The organism is Ensifer sp. 38_S197 (genome assembly GCF_056924495.1).
On record NZ_JBXOVZ010000002.1, the window covers coordinates 472,798 to 489,327 of the forward strand.

A 16,530-nucleotide genomic window follows, 5' to 3' on the forward strand; every position below is an offset into this window, starting at 1 on the left:
CCACCGGACGGGCTGTATTCGGAGGGTCAGATGAACAGATCGAATGACGGGATCGAAATGCAGGACTGGCTGGAGGCGGAACTGGCCGACACACTGGACGAAGACTACGAACTCGAGCTTTCCGAACCGGTGCTCTCCGAAGAGATCCGGAAGATCTATCGCAAGAACCACCCGCCATCGATCCCGCGCATCGATTACTTCCGCACGCTGCTGCGGCTGCAGTCGGAGCTGATCAAGCTTCAGGACTGGGTGGTCTACCACAAGGAAAAAGTGGTGGTGATCTTCGAGGGGCGCGATTCCGCCGGCAAGGGCGGCGTGATCAAGCGCATTACCCAGAGGCTCAATCCGCGCGTCGTGCGCGTCGCCGCGCTGCCGGCACCCTCGGACCGTGAAAAGACGCAATGGTACTTCCAGCGCTACGTGCCGCACCTGCCGGCCGGCGGCGAGATCGTGCTCTTCGACCGCTCCTGGTACAACCGCTCCGGCGTCGAGCGGGTCATGGGCTTCGCGACGGAAGACCAGGTCGAGCAGTTCTTCAACGACGTTCCGGAATTCGAGCGCATGCTGGTCCGCTCGGGCATCCGGCTCGTCAAGTACTGGTTCTCGATCACCGACGAAGAACAGCAGATGCGCTTCCTGGTGCGCATCCATGATCCCCTGAAGCAGTGGAAGCTCTCGCCGATGGACCTGCAGTCGCGGGTGCGCTGGGAAAGCTATACCAAGGCCAAGGAAGAGACCTTCGCCCGCACCAACATTCCGGAAGCGCCCTGGCATATTGTCGAAGGCAACGACAAGAAGCGCGCCCGGCTGAATTGCATCGATCACCTGTTGACGCAGATCCCCTACGAGGACGTGCCGCACGAGGAAATATCCCTGCCGGAACGCGTTTTCAACCCGGACTACGAGCGCAAGGTGCTGCCGCCGGAACTCTACGTACCCGCGAAATACTGACGTCGACGGCGCAGCGGCGTTTGCGCCGACGCCCCGGCCGCAGTTGAAAGCGAGGCGGCACCCGCCCGCCTCGCTTGCAATATCGCCGCGAAAATCAGAGATTGCCGTGAAACGACAGTTTCATGGAATCGACATGAGCCCTAAAGAACGCTCCTTCCTCACGCGCGTCCGCCAGGTGCTGCCGGAACTGCATCCGGCCGAACGGCGGCTGGGCGACTTCCTTTGCGATTTTCCCGGCGAGGTCGCGAGCTACTCGGCCCAGGAACTGGCCGCGCTGGCGCATGTGTCGAAGGCTACCGTATCGCGTTTCATCCAACGCCTCGGCTACGAGAACTACGAGGAGGCGCGCCGCCATGCCCGCGCCGACAAGCAGACCGGTTCGCGCCTCTTCCTGGCCACCGCCACCGACAGCGGCGGCGAGCAGTCGCTCTCCTCGCATGTGGCGCAAGGGGTCGCCAACATCGAGGCGACCTTCCTCGCCATCTCCGAGACCCAGGTGACGGCGGCCGCAACCGCCATTCTCGGGGCCCGCAAGGTCTGGGTCATCGGCTTTCGCGCCAGCCATTCCTTCGCCACCTATCTGCAGTGGCAGATGACGCAGGTGATCGAGAACATCGCGGCCATTCCCGGTGGCGGCCAGACACTGGGCGAGCATCTGGTCAGCATCGACCGCGACGATGTCATCATCCTCTTCGGCCTGCGTCGACGCGTTTCCCTGATGGAGCCGTTGCTCGCACAGCTGGAAAAGTCCGGCGCACGGCTGCTCTATATCACCGACGAGGGTGTGCCCTTCCTCAATCAGGCGGAATGGCATTTCCGCTGCCAGACGCTGGCGCCAGGGCCCCTCTTCAACCACGTCTCGGTCATGGCGCTCTGCCATCTCCTGACGACGCGATGCATCGAAATCGCCGGCACGGCCGGCCGAAATCGGCTCCGCGGCATCGAAGCGATCAACGATGCACTTGAGGAATTGTGAGCGTCGATTGGGCATTTGCCTGAAACGCCAGAATATTTTTTGCGCACGGGAAATTTGAGTTTCAATGCCGGGCGCAAAGGCAACCTACCGCCAAGGCTTTGACACGAAACAAGAAACCACAGTTTCTCGCAGAATGGCACGAAATCTGCATTCCGTCGATTGCGTGACGAAACGGCCTGGTCCTTTCGCAGCGCATCATAGAATCTTCTATGAAACCAGGATTTCATAATGTAGATTTCATGAAACTGAGTTTTCACATTTTCACGTTGTTAAGCCATAAAGGGGAACGAACCATGGCAGCGGAAAATATGGTGCCTTCCGGCAGGTCATCGCCGGTCATCAGACAGTTGGAATCAGCCTTCACCAAAATCGGCGTCACGGGCGCCCACAAACAGATCCTCGCGCTCGTCCTCATCGGCTGCCTGTTCGACAGCTTCGAGCAGAACACCATCGGCGTCGCCGGCCCGATCCTTAAAGAACATTGGGGCCTTACCGGAACCGACATCGGTTTCCTCAACACCATCACCTTCGGCAGCGCCGCCCTCGGACGCCTGCTCTCCGGCATCCTCGGCGACCGTTATGGCCGGCGCGTGATGTTGACGATCAATCTCCTGCTCTTCACCATCGGCTCGGCCGCCTGCGCCATGGCGCCGAATTTCGCGACGCTCTGCTTCGCCCGCGCCATCGTCGGCTTCGGCGTCGGCGGCGAGATCTCCACCGCGGTAACCATGCTGTCGGAATTCTGCTCGCCAAAATTCCGCGGCACGGCGGCCGGGCTCGTCAATGTCGGCGCCGGCGGTTTCGGCAATTTCCTGGCGCCTGCCTTCGGCCTGATGATCTTCACCCTCTTCCCGGGTGAAAATAGCTGGCGCTGGCTCTTCGCCTCGCTCGCCCTGCCGGCCCTGCTCGTCGTCTTCTACCGCCGCCTGGTGCCGGAAACGCCGCGCTTCCTCGCCTCGCAGGGCAAGATCGACGAGGCCAACAAGGTGCTTTCGATCCTTGCCTCCGGCTCGTTGCGACCACGCAATCTCAAGGTTCAGGAATATCTGACCAAGGACCACCTGAAGGGTGAGGAACCGGCCAGGAGCGACTGGAAGGAACTCTTCCGCGCGCCCTTCATCGGCCGCACCATTCCGGTCGCCATCGCGATCCTGATGAGCTACGGCGCCCAGCTTTCGGTGCTGACGCTGATGCCGATCATCTTCGTGTCCATGGGCTACACGCTTCAGGGCAGCCTGCTCTACAGCATGATCATCCAGAGCGGCAGCGTACTCGGTGCCATCGCCGCCTCGATGTTCGGCTATTATTTCCCGCGCAAGAAGGTGCTGACCCTCGGTGCCGCCTGCGCCTGCCTTGCGGCCATCTCGATCGCCTATCTCGGCGCCAATATCTATCTGGTGTTGCTCTTCGGCGCGATCTTCCAGTTCTTCGTGCTGCTGCTCAACACCTCGATCTGGATCTATGCCCCCGAACTCTTCCCGACCCGCATCCGTGCCTTCGGCGTGGCGCTGATCCTGGCCACCGGCTCGGCCGCAGGTTCCTTCATTCCCACCATCGCCGGAGCGCTGTTCGACACCTACGGCATGGTCGGGGTCTTCGGTCTCGCCGCCGGCATGTATGCGGTCTTCGCCTTCTGCATCCAGCTCGGGCCCGAGACCTACGGCATGTCGATGGAAGACTTGACCCAGCCTGCGGACGCCGACCTCGCAAAGGCTGGCACTTCTGAAATCAAAGTCGGCGTGGAACTGAGAACGTGAGCGCACATATCCTTCTGATCAATCCGAACAGTTCGCGTGCCACCAGCGACATGATGGTCGCCATCGCACGCCGGGCCGCATCGGGACGCATGGCCGTGGCAGTCGCCACGGCCATGCGGAACCCGCCGATGATCGTGACGCCCGAGCAGTTGGATGCGGCCGCTGCCGAGGTCGTCGAGATCGGTGAAAGACATGGGGCCGGGTGCCTCGGCATTGTCGTCAGCGCCTTCGGCGATCCCGGCCTTGCCGCCCTCAAGCATCGCCTCGCGATCCCCGTGATCGGCATCTGCGAGGCCTCGATGATCGAGGCCTCGAAGGGCGGCCGCAAGTTCGGCGTCGCCACCACGACGCCGGAATTGATCCAGGCGATCGACGATCGCGCCCGCGATCTCGGCGTCTGGGAGCAATATACCGGCATCCGCTGCACGTCCGGCGATCCGCTGGCGCTCTCCGCCCACCCGGAACGCCTGCTGGACGCCCTCGGCGACGCCGTCCGCCAGTGTGTCGAACTGGATGGCGCCGAGGCGGTCATCATCGGCGGCGGTCCGCTGGGCCAGGCGGCCGAACAGCTCCAGCCGATGTTCTCGACGCCGATTATCGCGCCCATCCCGAGCGCTATCGACCGCATGCTCGACCTGATGCAGGTCGCCGCCTGACAGGCATTCATCATCGCGGACACCCAAAAGGATTATGGATTCGGCGGCGGTAGCGCCTGTTTCCGCCGACTGCCCCGTGGTATTTTGCTCTTTCCAATTGGGCGAGACCGAAGCCGGGGCGGAGGTTTGCGCGATGAAATCTCTTTTTGCTTCGCTTGCCGCGATGGCGTTCTTTACCGCGGCAGCCATGGCGGGCCCTTTGCACGACGCGGCAAGGGACGGCGATACCGAACGCGTCAAACAACTGCTCGACCAGGGAACCGACATAGCCGAGCCCGATGCGGCCGGCGAGCCGGCATTGCTGATCGCCGCGCTCAAGGGGCACACCGAGGTCGTCGCTCTTCTCATCGATCGCGGGTGCGACATCGAGATCCGCAACAAGGGCGGCCTGACGGCGCTGCACGCCGCCGCCTATGGCGGCAATCTCGAAACCGCCAAGCTGCTCGTCGCCAAGGGGGCTGCCGTCAACGACGTCGCCAACTTCTACAAGATGTCGCCGCTGCACGCGGCAGCCGAAGAAGGCCACGCCGAGATCGTCGCCTTCCTGTTGACCAACAAGGCCGACATCGAAGCCAAGGAGCGCAACGGCTACACGCCGCTGACACAGGCGGGATGGCGCTCGCACTGGCCGGCCGCCGAGCTTCTCCTGAAGGCGGGAGCGACCTGCCAGAAAGCCGATCTCGTCGGCGATTGGCTCTACGGCGAATGCACCAAACGACAATGACGAATACATCCGGAAACGGAGGACATGGCATGTCTCGATATCCGATAGCGGCCGCGATCGCGGCGACGGCGATACTCCTTGCATTCACCGGCACAGCGCGCGCGGAAGAGCCTGTCAACACGGGCTATTTCGGCGACGTGGCGATCAAGGGATATGATCCGGTCGCCTATTTCACCGAGAACAAGGCGGTCGAAGGATCGCCGGAATTCACCTATCGCTGGCTTGGTGCCACCTGGCAATTCGCCAGCGCCGAGCATCGTGACCAGTTCATGAAGGAGCCGACCCGCTATGCGCCGCAATATGGCGGCTATTGCGCCGACGGCGTCTCCTTCGGCACCGTGACGACCAACATCGACCCGAAGGCCTGGCGCATCATCGAGGACAAGCTGTATCTCAGCTACGATCCGGGCGCCGCCGAGGGTCTGGTGAAGAACCCGAACAAAGTGGTCGATTCACGCAAGCACTGGTCCGAGGTCGAGCAGACGCTGCTCACCGAAAAGGCATCGATCAACTGGACGAAACCCTCGCCCTGAAGCGGCCCCAGGGTGCATGGCGCGGCTTCCGCAGAGGCGCCCGAGGCGTCGACCAGGCTCTTCCTACCGACGCCTCGTGATCGCCGTCATTGCTCGATCGAGAAGAACTTCAGCGCCTGCGGCGTGACGTTGATGTAGTCGGCGGTACGCTCGCCTTTCGCGGTGTTGCGATAGACATAGCCGCAGACCATGCGGTTGAGAAAATACCCGTCATATTTCTCGCAAAGCTGGTTGCCCTTCACTTCGATGCGGCCGGTGATGTTGGTGTTGCTGGTGCGGTAGGCGGTATTGCCGACCTTGTCGAAGAACTGCGCGAAACTCGTTCCGTTCTTGTGTACCCCGACCCAGGTCTTGTCCACGGTCAGCCGCTGCAGTTCGGCCGGGCCGAGCCGGTCGCTGGCGGCGCCAACGAAGCCGAAAGGCCATTCCGGGATCCCCGCCACGCGCAGGCCGAAGAGGTGCCGGTAGAGATCCTCTTCACGCCAGTAGTCGTAGAGATATCCGTAATAGGTGAGGTTGGTGTCCGGAAAGAGCTTCAGCAGCTCCGCCGCCTCCGCCGCCGCGCTCTGCTGGTCGCCGCGCTGGGCATAGGCCGAGGCCAGATATTCCCGCGCCGCTTCCACCTTTGGCAGCGCCTCGCTCGCCGCTTCGATCAACGGGATCGCCCGTTCGAGCCGTCGCGCGGTGTAATAGACGATGCCGGCGAGAAGCTGCAAGCTGGAGGATGGCGACGGATCGAGCCTCAGCGCCCGGTCGATATCCTCGATCGCTTGCGCGTGTTCGCCGGTCTGGGCAAGCACCAGCGCCAGGTTGGCAAGCGCCTCCGCATCGTTCGGCTGGGCGGAGACGGCCCTGAGCGCCGATTGCTTCGCCTCCATTGCGCGTCCATCGACGAGCTGAAGCAGCGCCAGCACCGTATGGGCGCGGGCATTGTTGGCATCGAGCTTCAAAGCCTGGCCCGCGGCGTCATAGGCGATCTTGCGCGCCACGGCCGCCGACCAGAGGTAGTTGTAGTCATTGCGCCAGACATCGACCGCAACACGGGCGATGCCGGCATGGGCATCGGCGAAGTTCGGATCGAGATCGATCGCTCGCTGGTAGAAGGAAAGCGTCTGTCGATAGGTATCGACATCGCGCCAGATGAGGCCCTGCTGCTCCGCCCGCATGTAATTGTCATAGGCCTCGAGATTGTCGGTGGGAATGCGCGCCAGTTGGTCGCGCTCGCCCTCGCTGAGCTTGACCTCAAGCGCGGCAATGATCTTGCCGATCACGTCGTCCTGAACGGCAAAGAGGTCGGCATATTGCCGGTCGTAGCGTTCCGCCCAAAGCGAAAGCCCGCTCACCGCATCGATGAGCTTGACGTTGATGCGCAGCCGCTGATCGGCGCGCTGCAGCGTGCCCTCCAGCACATAGTGCACGCCGAGTTCGGCGGCGATGTCCTGGATCTTGTCGGCGCTGCCCTTGAGCGCGAATACCGAATGCCGGGCGATGACGAAGAGGCCGGAGACCTTCGACAGTTCGGTGATGAGATCGTCGGTCAGCCCTTCCGCCAAGTGGTCGTGATCGCTGTCGCCGCTGACATTGATGAAGGGCAGCACCGCGACGGAAGGCTGGTCCGGCAGGGGATAGGCGAAGCGCTGCGCCGGATTTATCGACGCGATCAGCGTCCAGGGTTGCCACCAGGCGATCGCGACCGCCAGCAGCAGCACAGCCAAGCCGATCACCACGCCCTGGCGGGCGGCTCGCCCCTTTTTTTCGCCAAAGGTCTTGCCCACGGCTTCGGGTTCGAGGAGCACGCGGTAGACACGGATCGGATCGGCGAGCCCCTTCACCGGTTGCCACCCCAGCGATGCAAATCCGACCTTCAGCTTGGAGCTGATCTGGTCATAGGCGGTGCCCGATATCGCAATGCCGCCCGGATGGGCCAGCCCTTGCACCCGGTCGGCGATATTGACGCCATCGCCGTGGATATCGTCGCCTTCGACGATGATGTCGCCGAGATTGATGCCGATGCGGAAGTCCAGCCTCTCGCCGTCAGGCCCCCGCTCATCCGCCGCCGCCTTGCGTTTCTGGATATCGATCGCGCACTGCGCCGCATCCACGACGCTGCGGAATTCGACGAGCAGACCGTCACCCATCGTCTTCACCAGCCGCCCGTGATGCTCGCGAAAGAGCGGCTCGAGAATGGTGCACAGGTCCGACTGGAATCTTAGGCGCGTCCCTTCCTCGTCGAGCCGGCTCAGGCGGCTGTAGCCGACGACATCCGCAAACAGGACGGCAGCGAGACGGCGCTCCATCGACGAGCTCTCAACGTACGATGTACCCCAGCGGCAGATGTTACCGCAGCTTGGCAAACAGCGCCATCGGCCCGCAACGGCAGGACCTGCTCTGCGCCGTAACCGTTACGTACTTGCGGTGCTCCGCCGAACTGACACGATCGTCGGCGATCATCCGAAGGGATCTGCCATGCTCAAACGACGGTCACTGCTGATGCTCGGCGCTCTCGCGGCGGCTCTGCCCGCCCTCAAGGCAGCAAGGGCGAGCGCTGCCGACATTGGCCTCTCGACAGAAGAGGCGCGCGCCATCGCCAAGGAAGCCTATATCTACGGCTTTCCGCTCGTCGACAGCTATCGCGTGCAATATTCCTACTTCGTCGATCGCGGCAATCCTGAGTTCAAGAGCGCGTGGAACACGCTCAACAACACCGCACGGGTCTATACGCCTGACGACAAGGCGATCCAGACACCGAACTCCGATACGCCCTATTCCTTCCTCGGAGCGGACTTGCGCGCAGAACCGCTGGTCCTGACCGTGCCGGCGGTCGAGAAGGAGCGCTACTACTCGCTCCAGTTCATCGACATGTATACGTTCAACTTCGCCTATGTCGGTAGCCGCGCCACCGGCAACGAGGCTGGCAGCTTCCTGCTGGCGGGACCGGACTGGAAAGGCGAAACGCCGCCCGGGATCAAGGCGGTGATCCGCTCGGAAACCGAATTCGCGTTCGTGCTTTATCGCACCCAGATGTTCAATCCCGCCGACATTGAAAACGTCAAGAAGATCCAGGCGGGCTACCAGGTGCAGCCGCTTTCGAGCTTCCTCGGCCAGAAAGCACCCGCACCGGCTCCAGCCGTCGATTTTGTGAAACCGCTCAATGCCGAAGAGGAGAAGACTTCGCCGGAATTCTTCAGGATCCTCAACTTCGTACTCGGCTTCTGCCCGACGAACCCGTCGGAAACCGGGCTGATGGAGCGCTTCGCCAGGATCAATGTCGGCGCCGGCAAGAGTTTCGATTTCGACACATTTCCACCTGACATGCAGCAGGCGATCGAAAGCGGCATGGCTGACGCCTGGGCCGCATTCAAAGAGTACAAGGAAACCGAACTCGACACCGGCAAACGAACGAGCGGAGACAGTTTCGGCACGCGTGAGTATCTGAACGGCCACTATCTCGACCGCATGTCCGGCGCCGTGCTCGGCATCTACGGTAACTCCAAGGACGAGGCGGTCTATCCCGCCTATTTTACCGATGAACGCAAGAAGCCGCTCTCGGGTGAAAACAAGTACACGCTGCGTTTCGAACCGGGCATGCTGCCGCCGGTCAATGCCTTCTGGTCGCTGACGCTCTACGAGCTGCCGTCCAGCCTGCTCTATGCCAATCCGCTCAACCGATACCTGATCAACTCGTCGATGCTGGCGGATCTGAAAAAGGACGCCGATGGCGGCGTGACACTCTACATTCAGCACGATTCACCCGGCACAGAGAAGGAAGCCAACTGGCTGCCGGCACCGAGCGGCCCGTTCTTCACCGCCATGCGGCTCTACTGGCCGAAGCCCGACGCATTGGACGGCAAATGGAAAGCGCCGCCGATGCGGCGCGCCAACTGACAGCGGAGGATCCGAGCATGACGCATTATCGTTCGTTCTTCATGGCCGGCGCATTGGTGATGGCCGGCGCCGCACAATCAACCGCCGCCGACCCCGTTATGGTTGGCGTCGACAACTTCATTCGCGCCGAGAGCGACATGTACGCGGCAAGCATGGTCAAGGAAGGCGCCCTCGGAAAATTCCTGCACCGGCGCGAGCCCGCTTCGATCGACAATCAGACGGTCATTCGCCTCAACCGCGACACCCTCTATTCGTCGGCCGTGTTCGATCTCGATGCTGGGCCGGTCACCATCACCATGCCCGACGCGGGAAAGCGCTTCATGTCGATGCAGGTGATCAATGAAGACCACTATGTGCCGGAGGTCGTCTACGGCGCCGGGGAAACGACGCTCACCAAGGAAAAGGTCGGCACGCGCTACGTCGTCGTCGGCGTCCGTACCCTCGTCGATCCGGCCAACCCGAAGGATATCGCCGAGGTCCATGCCCTACAGGATGCGATCAAGGTGAACCAGCAGGGAGAAGGCAAATTCGAGATTCCGGCCTGGGACCCGGCAAGCCAGAAGAAGGTGCGCGAGGCCCTGCTCGCGCTTGGCTCCACCCTGCCGGACTTCAAGAAAGCCTTCGGTACCCGGCAAGAGGTCGACCCGATCCGCCATCTTATCGGCACCGCGACCGGCTGGGGCGGCAATCCCGACAAGGACGCGACCTATCTCAATGTCACGCCCGCCAAGAACGACGGCAAAACCGTCTACAAGCTCGAGGTCAAGGATGTGCCGGTCGACGCCTTCTGGTCGGTCAGCGTCTATGATGCCCAGGGTTTTTACGAGAAGAACCCCTACGACGCCTACACGATTAACGATATCACCGCAAAGAAGGCTGATGACGGTGGCGTCTCGATCCAGTTCGGCGGCTGCGACGGCAAGATCGCCAACTGTCTTCCCGTGACCGACGGATGGAACTACACGGTGCGGCTCTACCGCCCGCGTCAGGAGATCCTTGACGGTTCCTGGCACTTTCCCGAGCCGCAGCCGGTGAACTAAGCTTGCCCGTCGCGAATCAGGCGCGGGAGACCGAGTGCATGGACTTCCAGGACGACGACCTCGCCGTGTTCGCCGACAATGGCGCAGCGCCCCTGCCGATCGCAGCGGCCGAGGGCCATATCGAGCGGAACGGCGCAAGCATCTGGTATGCGACCTATGGCAAGGGCGCACCGGTGATCCTGCTGCACGGCGGCCTTGGCCACAGCGGCAACTGGGGCTACCAGGTCCCGGCACTGCTGGAGGCCGGTCGCCGCGTCATCCTGATCGACAGCCGCGGCCACGGCCGCAGCACCCGCGATACCCAACCCTATCGCTATGAACTGATGGCATCGGACGTGCTCGCCGTCATGGACAGGCTGGAGATCGAGACGGCCGCCTTTGCCGGCTGGAGCGACGGCGCCTGCATTGCGCTCGTTCTCGCCTCGATGGCGCCGGAGCGTGCCGCCGGCGTCTTCTTTTTCGCCTGCAACATGGACCCGAGTGGAACCAGGGAGATCGAACCGAGTCCGAACCTCGACCGCTGCTTCGGCCGACATTCGAGCGACTACAAGCAATTGTCGGCAACACCTGACGATTTCGGCGCTTTCGTCGATGCCGTCAGCGAGATGCAAAAGACCGAGCCGAACTACACGGCCGAGGACCTCGGCAGGATCCGCGTCCCGGTCGCGATCGTTCAGAGCGAGAATGACGAGTTCATCAAGCGCGAGCATGCGGACTATCTCGCCCGCAGCATTCCCGGCGCCGAATTCATCCTGCTTCCCGGCGTCAGCCATTTCGCACCGCTGCAGCGGCCGGACCGGTTCAATGCAGCGCTCAACGCCTTCCTGGCAAAGCTGCCGCGTTAGTCCCGCCCGATCGCCCGACTACATGATGGGGTGTCGATCTCGCCCACCCTTCCCGTCGGCCACGGTTACTCGGCCGCCTCGGACTCCGGCATCGGCACATAGTTGAGGATCGGCGAAAGCCAACGCTCGACCTCACGGATCGGCATGCGCTTGCGCTCGGCATAATCCTCGACCTGATCGCGCTCGACCTTGGCGACACCGAAGTAATAGGCTTCGGGATGGCCGATATAGAGGCCGGAAACCGACGAGCCCGGCCACATCGCATAGCTCTCGGTCAGGCTGACACCGATTGTGGCTTCCGCATCGAGCAGCCGGAAGAGCGTCGCCTTCTCCGTATGGTCGGGCTGCGCCGGATAGCCGGGCGCCGGGCGGATGCCGGCATAGGGCTCGGCGATCAGTTCCTCAGGCGTGAAAGCCTCGTCGGCCGCATAGCCCCAGAGCTCCTTGCGCACATATTCGTGCATGCGCTCGGCAAAGGCCTCGGCAAACCGGTCGGCCAGCGCCTTGACCAAGATCGACGAGTAGTCATCGTTGGCGCGTTCGAAACGCTCGGCAATCGCAACTTCCTCGATGCCGGCGGTGACGACGAAGCCGCCGACATAGTCGTTGGAACCGCTGCCCGCCGGGGCGACGAAATCGGAAAGCGCCACGTTCTGGCGGCCGTCACGCTTTGTCAGTTGCTGGCGGAGCGTGAAGAAGGTCGCGAGCTCAGACGTCCGGTCGTCGCCGGTGAATAGCCGGATGTCGTCGCCGACCGTGCCCGCCGGCCAGAAACCCACCACGGCCTTCGGCGCGAACCACTTCTCCTCGATGATCTTCTTCAGCATCGCCTGCGCATCATCGAACAATTGCCGGGCTGCGGCGCCTTGCGCCTCGTCGTCCAGGATCTTCGGGTAGACACCCTTAAGCTCCCAGGTCTGGAAGAACGGAGTCCAGTCGATATAGCGGGCGAGTTCTTCTAGATCCCAGCTTTCGAACACGCGCGTGCCGAGGAAGGACGGCGTCTTTGCCTGGTAGTTCGCCCAATCGATCTTGTGCTGGTTGGCGCGGGCCTGCGACAGTGGCAGACGGCGCTTTTCCGCCTCGTTGCGCGCATGGGCATCGGCGACCTTGCGATACTCGGCCCGAACGGTCTCGATGTAATTGTCGCGGGCTTCCGGTGACAACAGGCTCGAGACGACGCCGACGGCACGGCTTGCATCGGTGACATAGACCGTCTGGCCGCGGTCGTAGCGCGGATTGATCTTGACCGCCGTATGGACGCGGCTGGTCGTCGCGCCGCCGATCAGAAGTGGCACGTCGAAACCTTCGCGTTCGAGCTCGGAGGCGACATGCACCATCTCATCGAGCGAGGGGGTGATCAGGCCCGAAAGCCCGATGATGTCGACCTTCTGCTCGCGTGCCACTTCGAGGATCTTCGCCGAAGGCACCATGACGCCGAGATCGATGATCTCGTAATTGTTGCAGGCAAGCACGACGCCGACGATGTTCTTGCCGATGTCATGCACGTCTCCCTTGACCGTCGCCATCAGGATCTTGCCGGCGCTTTCACGCGCCTCGCCGCCATTGGCAAGCTTCTCCGCCTCCATGTGCGGCAGCAGCACGGCGACCGCCTGCTTCATCACACGCGCGGATTTCACCACCTGCGGCAGGAACATCTTGCCCGATCCGAAGAGGTCGCCAACGACGTTCATGCCGGCCATCAGCGGACCTTCGATGACATGCAGCGGCCGCGCGGCGGCAAGGCGCGCCTCCTCCGTATCGGCCTCGATGTACTCGGTGATACCGTTGACCAGCGCGTGTTCAAGACGCTTCTCCACCGACCATTCGCGCCAGAAGAGATCCTTTTCGCGCCCCTGCGCGCCGCCCTGCCCGCGATAACGCTCGGCGATTTCCAGCATGCGCTCGGTCGAATCGGCGCGACGGTTGAGCACCACGTCTTCGCAAGCCTCGCGCAGCTCCGGATCGATCGCGTCATAGACGGCGAGCTGGCCGGCATTGACGATGCCCATGTCCATGCCCGCCTGGATGGCGTGATAGAGGAAGACCGCGTGCATCGCCTCGCGCACCGGCTCGTTGCCGCGGAAGGAGAAGGAGAGATTGGAGACGCCGCCCGACACATGCACATGCGGCAAGGTGGCGATGATCTCGCGCGTCGCTTCAATGAAGTCGACACCGTAATTGTTGTGCTCCTCGATGCCGGTCGCCACCGCGAAGATGTTCGGGTCGAAGATGATGTCCTCGGGCGGGAAACCCGCCGCTTCCGTCAGAAGCTTGTAGGCACGGGTGCAGATCTCGACCTTGCGCGCCTTGGTGTCGGCCTGGCCGACCTCGTCGAAGGCCATGACGACGACGGCCGCCCCATAGGCGCGGCAGAGCCTGGCGTGATGCAGGAACGCCTCTTCGCCTTCCTTCATCGAGATCGAATTGACGAGTGGCTTGCCCTGCACGCATTTCAAGCCCGCCTCGATCACCTCCCATTTCGACGAATCGATCATGATAGGCACGCGGGCAATGTCCGGCTCGGAGGCGACGAGGTTCAGGAACTCGACCATCGCCTGCTTCGAATCGATCAGGCCCTCGTCCATGTTGACGTCGATGATCTGGGCGCCGTTTGCCACCTGGTCGCGCGCGACGTCGAGGGCTGCCGAATAGTCGCCGGCGGTGATCAGCTTGCGGAACTTGGCCGAGCCGGTGACGTTGGTGCGCTCGCCGACATTGACGAACGGAATGTCCGACGTCAGCGTGAAGGGCTCCAGCCCGGAAAGCCGCATCAGCGGCTCGACCTTGGGGATCTCGCGCGGGGGATGCTTGGCAACCGCCTTGGCAATGGCGCTGATATGGGCTGGCGTCGAACCGCAGCAGCCGCCGACGATATTGACGAGACCGTCACGGGCGAAGGCTTCCACCTGGGCCGCCATCTGCTCGGGTGTCTCGTCATATTGGCCGAACTCGTTCGGCAAGCCGGCATTGGGATAGGCACAGACGAAGGTGTCGGCGACACCCGAGAGCTCGTCGATATGGGCGCGCATGGCGTTGGCGCCGAGCGCGCAGTTGAGGCCGATGGTGAAGGGTTCGGCATGGCGCACCGAGTGCCAGAAGGCGGTCGGCGTCTGGCCGGAGAGCGTGCGGCCCGAGAGATCGGTGATCGTGCCGGAGATCATCACAGGCAGATCGACGCCCTTCTCGGCGAAGACTTCCTTGGTGGCGAAGATCGCCGCCTTGGCGTTCAGCGTGTCGAAGATCGTCTCGATCAGGATGATGTCGGCGCCGCCATCGATCAGGCCGCGGATCTGTTCGGCATAGGCGATGCGCAAGTCGTCGAAGGTGACGGCGCGATAGCCCGGATTGTTGACGTCGGGCGAGATCGACGCCGTGCGGTTGGTCGGCCCGAGCGCGCCGGCGACGAAACGGCGGCGGCCGTCCTCCGCCTCGGCCCGCCGGGCGGCGCGCCGCGCCAGCCGGGCACCGTCGCGGTTGAGCTCATAGACCATGTCCTCCATGCCGTAGTCGGCCTGGGCGATGCGGGTCGACGAAAAGGTGTTGGTCTCGAGGATGTCGGCGCCGGCGATCGCATAGGCGTAGTGGATGTCCTCGATCGCCTTCGGCTGCGTCAGCGTCAGGAGATCGTTGTTGCCCTGCTGGTGACAGGCGCAGCCGCCGAATCGGTCGCCGCGGAAATGCTGCTCGATGAAGCCGAGCTGCTGGATCTCCGTGCCCATTGCGCCATCCATGATCAGGATGCGCTCACGCGCCGCTTGGGCGAGCGCTCGCTTGATCTCGGAGCCGTCCGGCTTGGAGGAAACGTCACCGAAAAGGGCGCCGATGGCGGACATGGGAAATCTCCCGTTCTGAAAACGACAAACAATAAATGAGTCAATCACATAAAGATATCTTTATGTCAACATATGCCGCGATCACATTTGCCCGCCGCGCCAAAGAAAATGGCCCGCCGCGATTGCGACGGACCATGAAGATAGGCCTGTATCGGTAGGGGCTGTTCAGAGCCGCGCCAGGCAATCCTCGGTCTCATAAATGGCGCAGAGGATGTGGTAGAAGCTGCTCGCTGGCGCCGGTTCCTCGATGAAGCTGCCATCGGCCTTCTGCTTGTCGCGCCAGAGGCCCGCAACTGGCGTCTCCAGGAACGCCTGAAGTGCTGCCGCCGCCCGGGCGGCCGAAGCGAGGTAACGCTCACGCTCAGCGCCATTCGTAAGTGCCGCAAAGCGGACTGACGCCTTCAGCCACTCGGTCTGCGGCCAGAGCCGCGCGATCGGGTCGGCCACCGAAAGATCGTCGAGCAGCGTCATGATCGCGACGTTGCGATCCGTTGAGATGCCGTGCGCCTCGCCGATATCGAAGAGCCGCCGCGCCTTGACGATCGCCTCGGCGCTGCCGCGGCGCTCCGCCCAGCGCAGCAGCAGCCAGGCCCATTCGAAGAGATGGCCGGGCTCGACGATCCGGCCCTTGTCGCCGGCAAAGGGTGCCCAGTCGTGATCGAAGAACTCACGCAGAACGCCGGTCTCGGCGTCGATGAAATGATCCATCGCCAGATCCGCAATCTCGTCGGCGAGATTGGCCCAGGCGACCTGATCGAATCCGTCCACCATCTCGCTGGCGAGGCAAGCCTCGAAGAGATGCATATGCGGGTTGGAACAGAGCGGCAGACGCTGGGGATTGTCTTCCTCGAACCCCGCGACCGGATGCTTGACGTGAGCTTCGATCCGAGACCGAAGGTCGTTGCTGCGTTCGATCATCTCGGCCTTGCGTGCCGGCATGACCTCGGCAAGGTAGGCGAAGGCCAACAGGGCGAAGGCCTGGTTGTAGAGATCGAAGGCGCCGTCGAGCAGATTGCCATCGGCATCGGCGAGCGCGCCATAAAAGCCGCTCGGCTGCTTGAAGACGCGATCGAAATAGGCAAGTCCGCCTTCAGCGGCACCGCGCCAGTCACCGCTCCATCCGCGCCGGCCGGCTTCCGCAAAACAATAGACTTGCCGCGGCTGCACCCGCGCACGCCGGTTGGCGCGGGTCGGCTCACCGGCCGTATCGATCGTCTCGACGAAACCGCCGGCGGCATCGACACCCGCGTCGCGCCAGAGCGGCAGGGCCTTGTCGGCCAGCCACTGCGAGAGAACGCGAGACTGAGAAAAGATATTGTCTGCCAAC

12 protein-coding genes are annotated in these 16,530 nt (G+C 62.9%); 9 read left to right on the forward strand and 3 right to left on the reverse strand.

Going from position 1 to position 16,530, the window contains the following annotated elements:
* The first annotated feature begins 30 nt into the window (after window positions 1-30).
* The 6 genes from ppk2 (at window position 31) to AC1Z3V_RS15565 (ending at window position 5,597) form a co-directional block, all read left to right on the forward strand.
* Window positions 31-951, forward strand: a complete 921-nt coding sequence (gene ppk2, locus AC1Z3V_RS15540) for a polyphosphate kinase 2 (RefSeq protein ID WP_429815175.1) — start codon at window positions 31-33, stop codon at window positions 949-951.
* Window positions 952-1,084: 133 nt separating this feature from the next.
* A complete protein-coding gene (locus tag AC1Z3V_RS15545) occupies window positions 1,085-1,927 on the forward strand; it encodes a MurR/RpiR family transcriptional regulator (RefSeq protein WP_483500215.1) in 843 nt (280 codons plus the stop codon).
* Between the two features lie 293 nt (window positions 1,928-2,220).
* Window positions 2,221-3,684: an MFS transporter gene (locus tag AC1Z3V_RS15550; RefSeq protein WP_483500217.1), complete on the forward strand. Its 1,464-nt coding sequence runs from the start codon at window positions 2,221-2,223 to the stop codon at window positions 3,682-3,684.
* Window positions 3,681-4,340 carry an aspartate/glutamate racemase family protein gene (locus AC1Z3V_RS15555; protein ID WP_483500219.1) on the forward strand — a complete coding sequence of 220 codons (660 nt, stop codon included), beginning with the start codon at window positions 3,681-3,683 and terminating at the stop codon, window positions 4,338-4,340. The genes AC1Z3V_RS15550 and AC1Z3V_RS15555 overlap by 4 nt, the downstream gene beginning before the upstream one ends.
* Window positions 4,341-4,473: 133 nt before the next feature.
* A complete protein-coding gene (locus AC1Z3V_RS15560; protein ID WP_483500221.1) occupies window positions 4,474-5,064 on the forward strand; it encodes an ankyrin repeat domain-containing protein in 591 nt (196 codons plus the stop codon).
* A 29-nt stretch (window positions 5,065-5,093) separates the two neighbouring features.
* The gene (locus tag AC1Z3V_RS15565) at window positions 5,094-5,597 is read left to right on the forward strand and encodes a YHS domain-containing (seleno)protein (protein WP_483500222.1); all 504 of its coding nucleotides are present in this window, start codon (window positions 5,094-5,096) and stop codon (window positions 5,595-5,597) included.
* Window positions 5,598-5,683: 86 nt separating this feature from the next.
* Here the strand turns inward: AC1Z3V_RS15565 and AC1Z3V_RS15570 are convergent, their stop codons facing one another.
* Window positions 5,684-7,894: an adenylate/guanylate cyclase domain-containing protein gene (locus AC1Z3V_RS15570; RefSeq protein ID WP_483500224.1), complete on the reverse strand. Its 2,211-nt coding sequence runs from the start codon at window positions 7,892-7,894 to the stop codon at window positions 5,684-5,686.
* 169 nt (window positions 7,895-8,063) lie between these two features.
* On the opposite strand from AC1Z3V_RS15570, the gene AC1Z3V_RS15575 reads away from it, so the two are divergent.
* The 3 genes from AC1Z3V_RS15575 to AC1Z3V_RS15585 are packed head-to-tail and all read left to right on the forward strand — an operon-like array spanning window position 8,064 to window position 11,367.
* Window positions 8,064-9,482: a DUF1254 domain-containing protein gene (locus tag AC1Z3V_RS15575; protein WP_483500226.1), complete on the forward strand. Its 1,419-nt coding sequence runs from the start codon at window positions 8,064-8,066 to the stop codon at window positions 9,480-9,482.
* 17 nt (window positions 9,483-9,499) lie between these two features.
* Complete coding sequence (locus AC1Z3V_RS15580) at window positions 9,500-10,522, forward strand: DUF1254 domain-containing protein (RefSeq protein ID WP_483500228.1); 1,023 nt, start codon at window positions 9,500-9,502, stop codon at window positions 10,520-10,522.
* Window positions 10,523-10,560: 38 nt separating this feature from the next.
* Window positions 10,561-11,367, forward strand: coding sequence for an alpha/beta fold hydrolase (locus AC1Z3V_RS15585; protein WP_483500230.1), 807 nt, complete (start codon window positions 10,561-10,563; stop codon window positions 11,365-11,367).
* A gap of 65 nt (window positions 11,368-11,432) precedes the next feature.
* Here the strand turns inward: AC1Z3V_RS15585 and metH are convergent, their stop codons facing one another.
* Window positions 11,433-15,203, reverse strand: a complete 3,771-nt coding sequence (gene metH, locus AC1Z3V_RS15590; RefSeq protein ID WP_483500232.1) for a methionine synthase — start codon at window positions 15,201-15,203, stop codon at window positions 11,433-11,435.
* A 165-nt stretch (window positions 15,204-15,368) separates the two neighbouring features.
* A complete protein-coding gene (locus tag AC1Z3V_RS15595; RefSeq protein WP_483500234.1) occupies window positions 15,369-16,529 on the reverse strand; it encodes an AGE family epimerase/isomerase in 1,161 nt (386 codons plus the stop codon).
* Window position 16,530 lies beyond the last annotated feature (1 nt).